15 protein-coding genes are annotated in these 13,687 nt (G+C 42.2%); 3 read left to right on the plus strand and 12 right to left on the minus strand.

Translation table 11 applies throughout. The features are described from left to right. Window position 1: 1 nt before the first annotated feature. The 4 genes from A7968_RS13930 to A7968_RS13945 are packed head-to-tail and all read right to left on the minus strand — an operon-like array spanning window position 2 to window position 2,640. On the minus strand, window positions 2-445 hold the full coding sequence (locus A7968_RS13930; protein WP_064667183.1) for a DUF4426 domain-containing protein: 444 nt from the start codon (window positions 443-445) through the stop codon (window positions 2-4). 53 nt (window positions 446-498) lie between these two features. Next, window positions 499-1,032, minus strand: a complete 534-nt coding sequence (locus A7968_RS13935; RefSeq protein ID WP_064667184.1) for a YggT family protein — start codon at window positions 1,030-1,032, stop codon at window positions 499-501. A 57-nt stretch (window positions 1,033-1,089) separates the two neighbouring features. Next, window positions 1,090-1,911, minus strand: coding sequence for a pyrroline-5-carboxylate reductase (proC, locus tag A7968_RS13940; protein WP_064667185.1), 822 nt, complete (start codon window positions 1,909-1,911; stop codon window positions 1,090-1,092). A gap of 15 nt (window positions 1,912-1,926) precedes the next feature. Then, a complete protein-coding gene (locus A7968_RS13945; RefSeq protein WP_064667186.1) occupies window positions 1,927-2,640 on the minus strand; it encodes a YggS family pyridoxal phosphate-dependent enzyme in 714 nt (237 codons plus the stop codon). A 2-nt stretch (window positions 2,641-2,642) separates the two neighbouring features. Between A7968_RS13945 and A7968_RS13950 the strand changes: the two genes are divergently transcribed. Both A7968_RS13950 and A7968_RS13955 read left to right on the plus strand, forming a co-directional pair. Beyond that, on the plus strand, window positions 2,643-3,683 hold the full coding sequence (locus tag A7968_RS13950) for a type IV pilus twitching motility protein PilT (protein WP_064667187.1): 1,041 nt from the start codon (window positions 2,643-2,645) through the stop codon (window positions 3,681-3,683). Window positions 3,684-3,692: 9 nt separating this feature from the next. Beyond that, window positions 3,693-4,823 carry a PilT/PilU family type 4a pilus ATPase gene (locus tag A7968_RS13955; RefSeq protein WP_064667188.1) on the plus strand — a complete coding sequence of 377 codons (1,131 nt, stop codon included), beginning with the start codon at window positions 3,693-3,695 and terminating at the stop codon, window positions 4,821-4,823. 143 nt (window positions 4,824-4,966) lie between these two features. Here the strand turns inward: A7968_RS13955 and ruvX are convergent, their stop codons facing one another. The 6 genes from ruvX to A7968_RS13985 form a co-directional block, all read right to left on the minus strand. Then, complete coding sequence (ruvX, locus tag A7968_RS13960; protein WP_064667189.1) at window positions 4,967-5,413, minus strand: Holliday junction resolvase RuvX; 447 nt, start codon at window positions 5,411-5,413, stop codon at window positions 4,967-4,969. A 36-nt stretch (window positions 5,414-5,449) separates the two neighbouring features. After that, window positions 5,450-6,007 (minus strand): YqgE/AlgH family protein, encoded by a 558-nt coding sequence (locus A7968_RS13965; RefSeq protein WP_064667190.1) that lies wholly within the window; start codon window positions 6,005-6,007, stop codon window positions 5,450-5,452. 27 nt (window positions 6,008-6,034) lie between these two features. Beyond that, a complete protein-coding gene (gene gshB, locus A7968_RS13970; RefSeq protein WP_064667191.1) occupies window positions 6,035-6,988 on the minus strand; it encodes a glutathione synthase in 954 nt (317 codons plus the stop codon). 54 nt (window positions 6,989-7,042) lie between these two features. Next, window positions 7,043-7,777, minus strand: coding sequence for a 16S rRNA (uracil(1498)-N(3))-methyltransferase (gene rsmE, locus A7968_RS13975; protein WP_064667192.1), 735 nt, complete (start codon window positions 7,775-7,777; stop codon window positions 7,043-7,045). Between the two features lie 85 nt (window positions 7,778-7,862). Continuing rightward, entirely contained in the window at window positions 7,863-8,336 is a 474-nt protein-coding gene (locus A7968_RS13980; RefSeq protein ID WP_064667193.1) for a hypothetical protein, read from the minus strand. A gap of 30 nt (window positions 8,337-8,366) precedes the next feature. After that, on the minus strand, window positions 8,367-9,260 hold the full coding sequence (locus tag A7968_RS13985) for a DUF350 domain-containing protein (RefSeq protein WP_064667194.1): 894 nt from the start codon (window positions 9,258-9,260) through the stop codon (window positions 8,367-8,369). Between the two features lie 73 nt (window positions 9,261-9,333). Here A7968_RS13985 and glnE point away from each other — a divergent pair, with 73 nt between their 5' ends. Then, complete coding sequence (gene glnE / locus A7968_RS13990) at window positions 9,334-12,132, plus strand: bifunctional [glutamate--ammonia ligase]-adenylyl-L-tyrosine phosphorylase/[glutamate--ammonia-ligase] adenylyltransferase (RefSeq protein ID WP_064667195.1); 2,799 nt, start codon at window positions 9,334-9,336, stop codon at window positions 12,130-12,132. Here glnE and A7968_RS13995 read toward each other — a convergent pair. Further along, a complete protein-coding gene (locus tag A7968_RS13995; protein ID WP_064667196.1) occupies window positions 12,129-12,701 on the minus strand; it encodes a TcpQ domain-containing protein in 573 nt (190 codons plus the stop codon). The genes glnE and A7968_RS13995 overlap by 4 nt on opposite strands. 54 nt (window positions 12,702-12,755) lie before the next feature. Then, the gene (lpxL, locus tag A7968_RS14000) at window positions 12,756-13,682 is read right to left on the minus strand and encodes an LpxL/LpxP family Kdo(2)-lipid IV(A) lauroyl/palmitoleoyl acyltransferase (RefSeq protein WP_064667197.1); all 927 of its coding nucleotides are present in this window, start codon (window positions 13,680-13,682) and stop codon (window positions 12,756-12,758) included. Window positions 13,683-13,687: the final 5 nt, after the last annotated feature.

A 13,687-nucleotide genomic window follows, 5' to 3' on the forward strand; every position in this document is an offset into this window, starting at 1 on the left:
TTTAATCTACGTAAAATTTTTGCTGGAATTGCAGCTTTTGAAATTGGTTACCTTGCTGTATTTCAACGTCAAAGCGAAGAATTTCTTCGTTGGTAAAATTAACTTGCGCAAGATAGTAAATTGATTCGCCTTCAATCACTTCTTTAAAATCTAAGGTTTGTTTATTACCGAGTAAATTCCTCGCAGTCCCTTTTAGGATGGCTGTTTGCGCTGTTGCATCAGTATCATTTTTCAAAATTGAAATATTTACAATGCCCTTATAACCACTGCGCTCAAGATCATAAGCTTTGGCTATTTGTGGTTGAATAAAGGTCGACGGGAAGGCAATGTAGTGAACTTGCCACGGGCCTAGCTCTTTATATTGTGCACCTTGCATTTGTTCACTGTGGGCACTGAATGTAATACCTGCTAATGCAAAGAATAAAATACTGACTATTTTTTTCATCGGAAGCTCTTAAGTAAGAGGCCTAAAAATAGGCCTCGGTGAGAATAATGTGCTTAACGAATTAAATCCATAAACAAAAATTGGGCAAATTGCAGTGCAATAATTAACACTAAAATTGATAAATCTAAGCCGCCCAACGGAGGTAATACTTTACGAATAGGTCTTAGCATTGGCTCTGTTAATTGATGGAAAACTGCTTCGATTGGGTTGTTGCCTTGGCTTACCCAGCTTAATAATGCGCGAATAACCAACACCCAAAATAGTAAGTTTAAGCCTTCTTTAATTACCGTTACTAGGGCATTGAATAATACAAAGCCAACTTCCCATGTCGCGCCGACTAAAAAGATCAGCGCGGTAATTTTTCCAACAGCGACAATGAACGCCAGCAATAATGAGGCTAAGTCTAGCCCACCAAAACCGGGAATAATTTTACGCAGTGGGTTAACAGCAAATGAAGTGGCTTTAACCACAAACTGACTTAATGGATTGTAAAAGTCAGCTTTGGCGGCTTGTAGCCAAAAGCGCATTAAAACGACCATTAAAAATAGATCGAATAATGTGCTTATTAAAAATTGCATGGCGTTCATAACGTACCTTAATTAAAAACCTTAAACATAAATAGGGCTAAAAGCTTAGAGATGCTTTTAAAGTTCTTGTTCCATTTGCTCAGCACGCGCAATACAGGCATCCATGGCATCGGCTACAGTACCCGTTAGGCCCTGTGCTTTTAAATGCTCAACTGCCGCGTGAGTAGTACCGCCTTTAGAAGTCACGTTAGCACGCAATTGTGAAATACTAATTTCAGGCTGCGATACTGCCATTTCAGCTGCACCTAATGCGGTTTGCTGCACTAAGCGACGTGCGTCTTCATCGCTAAAGCCCAATGCTTTGGCTTTTTCTTCTATGGCTTCCATAAATAAGAAAAAGTAAGCCGGTGATGAGCCCGTTACGGCAATAACATCGTTAATCTGGGATTCTTGCTCAACCCACACAGCAATGCCCGTACACTCAAATACTTGCTGTACAAATTCGTGCTCTTGCGCCGTTTCACCAGCGCCAAATAAGCCCGATACACCACGCCCTAGTAATGATGGCGTGTTTGGCATACAACGGACCATTTTAACGTCTTGACCAAGCATTTCACGTAACCGTTTAACGGTCAGGCCCGCTGCAACAGAGATAAATAGCTTATCGCTAAAGTCGATACCTGAATCTTGAAATGATTGACATAAATCGCCCATCATTTGTGGCTTTACAGATAACACAATAACATCGGCATCGCGCAGTGCTTCGTTGTTATCTGCGGTGGTTTTAACCCCGAAATCTGCTGCTACCTTAGCGAGTTTTTCTTGGTTACGGTTTGTTGCAATAATATTTGATGCAGCAAATCCTTTTTTTACCATGCCGCCAATAATGGCGTAGCTCATATTACCTGTGCCTATGAATGCAATTGTTTTATCTGACATATCTTAGTTATCACCTTAACTTCGTTGGCCAAAAATATCCGTGCCGATGCGTACCATGGTTGAGCCTGCAGCAATTGCAGCCTCTACATCGCCACTCATCCCCATCGACAAGGTGTCTATTTGAGGATATTGGGCTTTAAGTCTATCAAAGCAAGCCCGTAATTGCTCAAAATATTGTATTTGTTGCAGGTTGTCGTCAGTTTTGGCTGGGATGGCCATCACCCCACGTAACTCTAAATTTGGACAATGCTGAATATATTCAGCCAAGCTATCGAGTTGATCCGGGTGGCAGCCTGACTTAGCTGCTTCTAAACTTATATTCACTTGGATCAGTACTTTTAACGGGGCTTTATCTGTCGGTCTTTGCTCGTTTAAACGTTTTGCTATTTTTTCACGTTCGATGCTCTGCACCCAATCAAAATGTTCAGCCACAGCCGCCGTTTTATTTGATTGAATTGGGCCAATGAAATGCCAAACAATATCGCTATAATTTGCTAGTTGGGTTATTTTATCAACAGCTTCTTGCACGTATGATTCACCAAATTCTCGGTGACCTTGTTGATAAGCCGCTAAAATAAAATCAGCAGGTTTGGTTTTTGATACTGCCAACAAGCAGACATCACGTTCGTTACGATGATGTTTTTTTGCCGCGAGGGCAATTCTAGCATAGGCGGATTTAAGCCGTTCTGCTATTGTAACCATATAATTATCAGTTAGTTGTGGAGTCATAAATGGATATTACCGAATTATTGGCCTTTAGTGTGCAGCACAAAGCATCCGATTTACACTTATCATCAGGGGTTGCGCCAATGATCCGTGTTGATGGCGATGTGCGACGTATTAATATACCAGCGCTGGAAAACAAAGATGTGAACAGCCTAGTTTACGACATTATGAACGATAATCAACGCAAGGACTACGAACAAAATCTGGAAGTGGATTTTTCGTTTGAAGTGCCAAACTTAGCGCGTTTTCGTGTTAATGCCTTCAACTCTAACCGAGGTCCAGCCGCTGTATTTCGTACTATCCCCAGTGAAGTGCTGACTCTCGATGATTTAGGTGCGCCAGATATATTTAAAACTATTTCCGATACGCCACGTGGCCTGGTGTTGGTAACAGGCCCAACCGGCTCAGGTAAATCAACGACTTTGGCGGCGATGGTCGATTATATTAATCAGCATAAACATCATCATATTTTAACTATCGAAGATCCCATTGAGTTTGTACACGACAATAAATTATCACTTATCAACCAACGTGAAGTGCATCGTGATACACATAGTTTTTCTAATGCACTGCGCAGTGCTTTACGTGAAGACCCTGATGTTATTTTGGTGGGTGAGTTGCGTGATTTAGAAACTATTCGACTAGCTATGACCGCAGCTGAAACCGGTCATTTAGTGTTTGGTACTTTGCATACAACTTCAGCGCCAAAAACCATTGACCGTATTATCGATGTATTCCCAGGTGAAGAAAAAAGCATGATCCGCTCAATGCTCTCTGAGTCATTGCGGGCGGTTATTTCACAAACCCTGCTGAAAAAAATTGGTGGGGGACGAGTCGCAGCCCATGAAATTATGATTGCAGTGCCGGCCATTCGTAACCTGATCCGCGAAGATAAAATTGCGCAAATGTATTCGTCGATTCAAACTGGCGCATCGCAAGGTATGCAAACCATGGATCAATGTTTAACTAATTTAGTAAACCACGGTGTAGTTACCAATGCTGAAGCGCGTGCTAAAGCACAAGATAAAAATAACTTTGGTGGTTAAGGAGCAGTAATGACACATTCTCTAGATTACTTTTTACATTTGATGCTTGAAAAGCAGGGTTCTGATTTATTTGTTTCAAGTCAATTACCGGTCAGCGCAAAGATTAATGGTGAGCTGATTGCATTAGGCGACGAAAAAATATCAGATGAAGAGTCGCTTGAGCTAGTTGAATCTGCGATGAGTGAAAAACAAAAAGCCGAGTTTCATAATACCAAAGAATGCAACTTTGCTATTGCCACCGAAGAAGGGCGCTTTAGGATCTCAGCATTTTGGCAACGAGATTGTGCCGGCATGGTTATCCGCCGTATTGTTACAAAAATTCCAGATGTAACTGAGCTTGGCCTACCCTCAACGCTGACCGATGTGATCATGGCAAAGCGGGGGTTGGTGTTATTTGTGGGGGGCACAGGCACTGGTAAATCAACCTCGTTGGCGGCTTTATTAGGCTATCGTAATCGTAATCAGCGTGGCCATATTTTGACCATTGAAGATCCGATTGAGTTTGTTCACGAACATCGTAAAAGTATAATTACTCAGCGTGAAGTTGGTTTAGATACGGAAAGTTTTGAGTCAGCGCTTAAAAGCTCATTACGCCAAGCTCCCGATGTTATTTTGATTGGTGAAATACGCTCGCAAGAGACTATGGAATATGCGTTGAGCTTTGCTGAAACCGGGCATCTATGTGTAGCTACGTTACATGCCAATAATGCCAACCAAGCTATCGACCGTATCATGCATTTAGTGCCAAAAGAAAAGCACGATAAGCTAAAATATGATCTATCTTTAAATCTACGCGCTATTATTGCCCAGCAATTAGTGCCTACCGCTGATGGTAATGGCCGGGTCGCGGCAATTGAAATTTTGCTGAACACCCCGATTGTTGGCGAGCTTATCAAAAAAGGGGATATTGGCGGTATTAAAGAAGCCATGGCTAAAGCGAAAGATATGGGTATGCAAACCTTTGATCAGGCGCTCTTTGAGCTTTATAAACAGCAGCGAATTAACTACGCTGATGCATTACATCATGCTGATTCACCAAATGATTTACGTTTGATGATTAAGCTGAGAAACAACGAACAACAAGGCGCTGGTTTTTTACAAGGAGTGACCATTGACGGATTAGAGCCTAAAGGTCAATAAACCAATTTACATTTATATACGCGATGATGTCGATATGATCATCGCGCAGCAAGCTTCGCACTTAGGTGGCTTTAATAGAACTTTTAATTATCAAGCTGGGTTTATACCTGAACTGACTGAGCAGTTGATCATTAACTTACCAATTACCCGTAAGCCTGCTCAAAAAAGCTTTCCAAAATAATCACGGCCGACATATTATCAACATTGCCTTTGCCTAAGCTACGGTAACCGCCTTGTTCAAATAAACGTGCTTTGGCATCAGCTGTGGTTAAACGCTCGTCCTGAGTCTCTACAGGCAGCCCGTAATGGTTATGCAAGCGGTTAGCAAACTTTTTAGCTTTAAAAGTAACCTCTTGATTAGTGCCATCCATATTGAGTGGTAATCCAACCACCAGTAAATCAGGTTGCCATTCATCGACATGCTTTTTAATAAAATCCCAATTTGGGATGCCATCTTTTGCTTTAATCGCAGTGAGACTTGATGCGGTACCTGTTAACTCTTGGCCAATCGCAACACCAATGCTGGTGGTGCCAAAATCAAAGCCCATCACGGTACGCTCACCTTTGGGCTTTAGTTGTTTTTTAGTCATGTTATCTCTGTGCGTTAAATAGGTGGCTGACCACGCTTATGCGTGGCCAGCTTCTGAACTTAATTGGCTAATATCAAAGCCGAGTGTCGCGACTGCTTTTTCCCAGCGCTGCTCAATCGGAGTGTTAAAAATAATATCAGGGTCGGCTTTTATAATTAGCCAAGCGTTTTCCAGTAATTCTTGTTCAAGTTGGCCTTGTTCCCAACCAGAATAGCCAAGTGTAATAATAAACTGTTCTGGCGCCTGAGCGGTGGTTAAACTTGCCAGCACATCTTTGGATGTAGTGATCATTATTTCGCTGCTGAGTTCTTGGCTTGCGCTGTAACCGGATTTTGGTGAATGTAATACAAAACCACGATCTGTTTTTACCGGCCCGCCAGCAAACACTGCCACACTGGCAGCTTGGGTCGATTTGTCGTTATCAATCTCTATTTTGTCGAGTAAATCACCGACAGTAATATTGATAGGCTGATTGATCACCAGCCCCATAGCCCCGTCTTCATTGTGCTCACAAATATACGCGACAGCACGTTTAAAAAAAGGGTCTTGCATTGATGGCATTGCGATTAAAAAATGATTTTCTAATGATTGCATAACGATACCCCTTTATTGTTAGTAAATTTAAGTATGGCTTAGTTTTCTTTCAATGGCATCAAATAAGCGCCCTGTAATTGAAATATCATAAGCGGCTTCAATTTCTTTCACGCACGTAGGTGCTGTAACGTTAATTTCGGTTAACTTATCACCAATAATATCTAGGCCAACAAAAATTAGCCCTTTGGCTTTTAATGTCGGTGCCACGGCTTCAGCTATTCTTCGGTCTGAGTCACTGATTGGTCGTGCTTCACCACGGCCACCAACGGCTAAATTGCCGCGCGTTTCACCATTTTGTGGGATACGGGCAAGGCAATATGGGATCACTTCACCATCAACTACCAATACGCGCTTATCGCCTTGTTTGATTTCAGGGATATAATTCTGTGCCATGGCAAAACGGCTACCGTGCTCGGTGAGGGTTTCGCAAATAACCCCAATATTGGCATCATCCTCTTTTACGCGGAAAATAGACGCACCACCCATGCCATCTAAAGGCTTTAGGATAATGTCTTTATGCTCGGCCAAAAATGCGCGGATCTGGTGCTTACAGCGGGTTACTAAAGTGTCAGGTGTGTGCTCACTAAACCAGGCGGTGAATAACTTTTCGTTCGCATCACGTAGGCTCTGTGGCTTATTAATAATAAGTGTGCCTTCAAGCTCGGCGCGTTCTAAAATGTAAGTTGCATAAATGTATTCAGTATCAAATGGCGGATCTTTACGCATTAAAATCACATCTAAATCAGCAAGTGCGATGCTGGCTTTTTCTTCAAGCTCATACCAATGGTTTGTATCGTCGAACACGGTTGCTTTAGCGGCTGTGGCGTAGGCTTTACCTTTACGTAATGAAAGATCATTCATTTCCATGTAGTAAATTTCATAGCCACGGCTTTGGGCTTGCATCATCATTGCAAACCCGGTGTCTTTTTTGATGTTGAATCCGCTGATCGGATCTGAAATTATACCTAACTTAATTGCCATGTTCGTTGCCTTACTGAATATATTGCTATTGATATGAGGGTGGTTTAGTTATTTTCAATTAGCTAAATCACCAAATTGCAGCTGTAATGCACTTAAGACCGTTAAAGCGGCAGTTTCCGTTCGTAGTACACGTGGCCCAATGCGAATATCAACAAATGCTTGCTGTTTGGTTTGCGCAATTTCTTCATCGGTAAAGCCGCCTTCAGGGCCCACTAAAAAGCGCACTCCAGCACTGGGTACTTGGATTGTTTTGATGCTGTGCTCGGCGCGAGGGTGCAGAGTCAGTTTTATTTCATCACTATCTTGTGCAAGCCATTGACTAAGATCAATCGGTGGATGAATAGTAGTTATGCTATTGCGGCCTGATTGCTCGGCGGCAGCAATGGCTATTTTTTGCCATTGTAGGTGTTTTTTTGCAAGTCGCTCAGGACTTAATTTAACGCCACAACGCTGGCTAAAAATAGGCGTGATTTCAGTGATCCCTAATTCAACCGACTTTTGAATGGTAAAGTCCATTTTATCGCCACGAGAAATCCCTTGCCCTAAGTGGATGCTAAGTGGTGATTCAACATCTTTGTCATCAAATTTAAGCGGCATTGCCACCACTGACTTTTTGCCGACTTCAATGAGCTCGCAAAGGTATTCGCCACCTTCACCATTGAACAATGAAATATGCTCACCAACTTTCATCCGTAATACGCGACCAATATGGCCTGCGGCATCATCCTCTAATTGCAGTGGAGTGGCTATTACAATGGAACTTGCTTGATATATATGAGGAACTCGCATGCTGACCTTCAACAAAAATAGCTAATGGCGTTATGGTATGTAAGTCATCTCGTTGGTGCAAATACTAATTGTGTGAGTTGTAAGATTAGTTATTAAGCTTTTCACACAATGCAGCTAAATCTTGTGGGGTTTCAGCTATTTCAGTTTGGCATGACAGGTGGTTGTTTTGTGCTATATCGGCGACAGGCTCAAACTGGTAACCGCCTTCTAATTCTTTTATTAAAAACCGTACAGAATGTAAAGAGTTGAATATAAAGCGTTGTTTATCATCAGCTAATAAATAATCCGTTTCATTGAACAACACGCCAGCAATATCATGATGTTCATGTAAGTAGCTTGCCAGTTCAGACACGCTAATTTCATTGCTAAAGTCGCAGTAGCAATAATCTTTAATTAGCTCATCAAACATTAACTTAACTAACTGACGAGTATTTGCCCCTGCAACCACTAGAGTACTGGGGCGGGTTCCGTGTGGCTGAGCAAAGTAGTGCTCAGTAAATTGCCGACTGAATTCACTGTCGTTGTCGATCAGTAGAAAATTATTTACTTCAAACGGCATAAGGCCCCACGTGTTCGGATATTTCCAAGCTTAAATTGAAAACATACTTATTAGTAAATAGCCTATCGCGCTGAAAACAGCAAATTCAATGCAGGCTACGCCAATATTATCTTGATGATCAATTTCAAGTGCAGTATCGATGTTTGGCAGCGAAATGAACTTGATTATAGTCGTTAATAAATACAGTAATAACCACATAGTGCCGCAATGTAAAGCTAATGTGAATAAATTCTCGACCATTTTACCATTATGAAAAGTGGCACTGGCAAGGCCTGCATAGATAGCTAATGCAAGGCCGATAGACTTCCCCGCATAACGGATGCCGATTGAGGTGTTTTCTAAATTAAAGTTATTCTGTAATGAGGCCCCTTGATTCGCGCGAGCAAAGCGATATTCGCGTAGCTTGCTCTCTAGAGCAAAAATTCCTTGCAGCAAAAAGAAGCTAACAAACGCGATGAGTAAATTGCTAAACCCTTGAGTGTGGGACCAGCTATAAAGCCCTAATGTAATAATACAGTTAGCGATCAACATACCGGAGTCAACTAAAGCCGCACAGACATTTTTCTTTAAGATGGCGGCCTCTTCGTTAAAACGATGCAAAATCCATTTTCGGTGTATTAGATGCCCTACTTTGATAAAAGTGAATAAAAGCACTATCAATACAACCATCTTAAGCGGATTTGATTGGGCTGCGCTAATATTGATTTCGTCAAATAAGAACGCCATAGTGGCGATCACCACGCTGATCTCTGACGCAAAACTAATCCCCATTGCAAAGTTATCGTGCTGGGCTAACTCTTCTTTTAAAGCCTGTTTAGCCTTGATCTGACTTACGACACGCAAACAAATAACAGCTAGGCAAATAACCGTAAAACAGATAGCAATCGCGAGTAAACTAGTGTTAGATAAAGATAAATATGACATTGAGAACCTAGAGTGGTTATTATTATGTTAATCATTCTAGTACGGTTACGACGGATATAAAAGAGAGTATTTGATGACAGTAGGCGAACAACTCCCAGCAGCACTAAACACCCTTGGTCGCGAGCGCTTCGCACAGCTCTATCCTGAGCGCACCCTAAGTGAGTTAGTTATTAATTTAATTGGCTTGAGTGACTTTGCATGGCGTTGTTTGCAATCCCAACCACAGCTAATTGAGATGTTACTTTGCGATACGCAAATGAACTTACGTGATTGCCCAAATCCATTTCAAGATTTAAATTTGTCCGAGGTTGACGAAGCACAGTGTCATCAAATTTTACGCCGTTATCGTGAGCGCTATTGGCTAAAAGTAGCGTGTTTAGATTTATGTTACAGCAATGACATTGCAGATAGTATTGGCTATATTTCAGCGCTTGCTGATCAGTTAATTAATAGTGCCAATAATTGGGCGTTTGCTCAGGTTGCAATCGTTAATGGTCAACCATTGGATGAGCTGCAACAACCGCTTGCGATGATGATCCTAGGTATGGGTAAATTAGGCGGCCAAGAATTAAACTATTCGTCAGATATCGATTTAATTTTTTCTTATCCACGTAGCGTGAAAACCCAAGGCGGACGTCGCTCTTTAGAAGCGCAAGTGTTTTACACTAAAGTGGCGCAAAAGCTGATTGCGGCACTTAATCAAGTCACTGTTGATGGCCAAGTATTTAGAGTGGATATGCGACTGCGGCCATTTGGCGAAAGCGGCCCTTTGGTAATGAGCTTCACCGCAATAGAAGATTATTATCAAGATCAAGGCCGGGAATGGGAGCGTTACGCTATGCTCAAAGGGCGGTTAATTGGCCCGCAAACTCAGTATAGTGATGAGTTTTATCAGCTCTTAAAGCCGTTTGTGTATCGTCGTTATATTGATTTTTCAGTGATTGAATCGCTGCGTAAAATGAAGCAAATGATTGCCCAAGAAGTGCGCCGTAAACGCCTGACTAACAATATAAAATTAGGGGCAGGGGGAATTCGTGAAGTCGAATTTGTGGTGCAAGCACTACAAATGGTAAGAGGCGGGCGAGAAGCCAATCTGCAAACGCAGTCGTTGCTAAAAGCACTGGCGGAGCTGGAGAACATTCAAGTTATTGCTGAAGATGAAGCGCAGTTACTCCGCCATAATTATTTATTTTTAAGACGAGTAGAGCAGTATCTCCAGATTTTTACCGATCAACAAACGCAAACATTGCCAGATGATGAACTCAACCAACAGCGATTAAACTATTTACTATCACAAGCTGACTTTAACGCTACTTTAACCACAATTAATACCATAATGGCTGGCATACATAGCGAGTTTGAACAAGTTATTGGTTTTGAAAGTGAGCCTGTCGATCCGTGTGAAAGTGCGTATATCAGTGCCTGGGAGCATACTGATATTAGTGCCTTAGAGCAGCCAAATGATGCTTGGCAAATACCGCTCGAAGACTTTAGGTCGCGATTAACAAAAACTAAAATTGGCCACCGTGGCCGCGATATCCTCGATAAATTGATGCCGTTAATGTTGAAGCAACTTGCAGATAGCAACGCAACGGGCGAGGTATTTAGTATGCTTTGCCAAGTACTAAGCAAGGTTATTTCACGCACGGCGTATTTAGAATTATTGTATGAAAACCCTGGCGCATTAAAGCAGCTTGTTTCATTGTGCTGTCATAGTAAATGGATTGGCGAACATATCTCCCGCTACCCGATCTTACTTGATGAGCTGATCGACCCTGCGGTGCTGTATAAGCCTACGCCGCTCAGTGCGTATAAAGATGAAATTCGACACTATTTTTTACGTATTGATAGTGAGGATTTAGAGCAACAAATGGAAGCACTGCGTCAATTTAAACAAACTCATCAGTTACGTATCGCTGCCGCTGATGCGACGGGTGTATTAGATGTGATGAAAGTAAGCGATCATCTAACCGCATTGGCCGAAGCAATTGTAGAGCAAGCTGTTAACCTTGCGTGGCAACAAATGGCGCAGCGCTTTGGGACTCCACCGAATACTGATGATGAGCATAAGGGCTTTGCAGTAATCGCATATGGTAAAACCGGTGGCTTTGAGGTGGGGTATGATTCTGATCTCGATTTAGTTTTTGTGCATAACAGTGATGGTTCAGAGCAAACTAATGGCAGCAAAGCGATTGATTCACGTCAGTTTTATCTAAAACTGGCGCAGCGGTTAATGCATTTATTTAATACACGTACTGCGTCGGGTATTTTATATGAACTGGATACTCGGTTACGCCCAGAAGGCGCTTCAGGGTTAATGGCAATCAATTTAGAAAGCTTTAATCATTACCAGCAAACTCAAGCGTGGACGTGGGAACATCAGGCTTTGGTTCGCTCACGAATGATTTTTGGACAAGCTGAATTGCAACGGCGATTTGCGCAAATTCGCTTAGGTATTTTGTGCCAGCAGCGTGATCCACAAAAACTCAAAGAAGATGTGATCACCATGCGTGAAAAAATGCGCACCCACTTAGCGAAGGGCAATGACACTGAGTTTGATTTAAAACAAGATGCTGGTGGCATTGCCGATATTGAGTTTTTAACGCAATACTTAGTGCTCAATAATGCGCACCGCTTTGATGAGCTGACAACGTATTCAGATAATGTCAGAATTTTAACCGATGCAGCTCGACTTGGTTGTATTAGTAAAGAAACCAAGCAAGGCTTGATCGCAGCCTATATTGACTATCGCTCTCGCTACCACGTATTAAGCTTAGATCAGCAGGGACGTTGTGTTGCAAAACAAGAGTTTGCCACACATATCGGGTTTGTCAGCAATGCATGGCAGCAGGTCTTTGAATTAACTGCTTAACTTCTTAGTCGCTTGCAATTCTCGCGCACATATTCAGAGGGCAGCTCAGTGATCACCGCTGCCCGTTGCTTAAAGCAAAAGAAGGTATAAACCTCGTTTTCAAAGTCATCATTGATGGCGCGACCGACTTGGTAAAGGGTGGAGTTGAAATCACTATCCACTCTAAAGTGATCTTTTACCACATAATCTTTACTTAAATACCAATACAATACGATGTCTTCATTGCGTGCATAGTCAGATAACACTTTTTTTAATGTTGAGCCGTTTTCAAAACGTCTCGGGATAAATTTCCCAGTCCAATTTGGTGACGAAGGTTCAACCACTTTAGCGCGCTCGGTTAATGCTGCATCAATATTTAAATCAGGAGCAGGGAGCTTCAGTACGTATTTATCGCGTTCATTATCTTTATTAACTTGGTTACGTAATGAAGAATAAAAGCGTGATAAGCCTTGCGCTGCGGCATTTTTTGTATCTTTCATATCCATGACAGGGCCATGGCCTAATAAAAAATAAAGTGCTGCAGCAATTAAAATGACAGCTAGTGATAAATGCTTAACCCAAAACCACATGACTCATACTCTTGTATTTATATTTGTTAATAAAAGCATATTACAGCGGCGTTGTCACTTGTAATAAGAGGGGGCATCGATATCTGGACGTGTTTTAAAGCGTCTGTGCAGCCACATGTATTGCTCGGGAGCAACGTTAACTGCTTGCTCTATTCGTTGGTTAACTCGGGTGACATCAGCTTTATTATCACCGCTGGGGAAATTCTCCAGTGCAGGCAGTACTTCTAAATGGTATTTTCCTTGTTCATCACGACGGCTGGTTAAGCTGACCGTTTCGCAATTTTTGCTGGCTGAAAATAATAAGGTGCCAGTGGTTGTTGCCGCATCTGGGACTGCAAAAAATGGCGCAAATTCACAGCGTTTTCGACCATAGTCTTGATCAGGCAAGTAGTAACAGACTTTTTTAGCTTTAAGTGCCTTCAATAGGCCTTTTACATCGCGTTTGCCAATTAAATATTCATTCGAGCGCAACCGACCGCGGGTCATAAAAAACTCCATTAGCGGGTTATTATGCGGGCGGTAGAAGCCAATGCCTTGATGATTAAGGCCCATAACACGGCTGGCTATTTCTAGGTGTAGAATATGAGGAACTAGCAATAGCACGCCTTTCCCAGATTGTTGGATCCGCGCAAAATGTTCCAGCCCTTTCACTGAACCATACACGCGCTTTATTCGCCAATTTGGCCACCACCATGCCATACCCGTTTCAAGGGTCGCAATACCTGTGTTTTCCATATTCTGTTTAACTAGTGCACGTTGCTTTTCAACTGGCATATCAGGAAAGCATAGTTTTATATTAACCTCAGCAATGCGACGACGTTTTTTCATAGTGCGGTGCACTAAGCGACCAAGCTGCTTACCTAGCCATAATTGCAACTTAGACGGCAACCAAGACACTGTATATAAGATAAATACACCAAGCCAAGTAAGCCAATAACGCGGACCTAGAAAAGACCATTTAAATGCAGAAGAGTTGACCACAGAAA

This window comes from Pseudoalteromonas prydzensis (assembly GCF_001661495.1).
In the GTDB taxonomy this organism is placed as follows: Bacteria; Pseudomonadota; Gammaproteobacteria; order Enterobacterales; family Alteromonadaceae; genus Pseudoalteromonas; species Pseudoalteromonas prydzensis.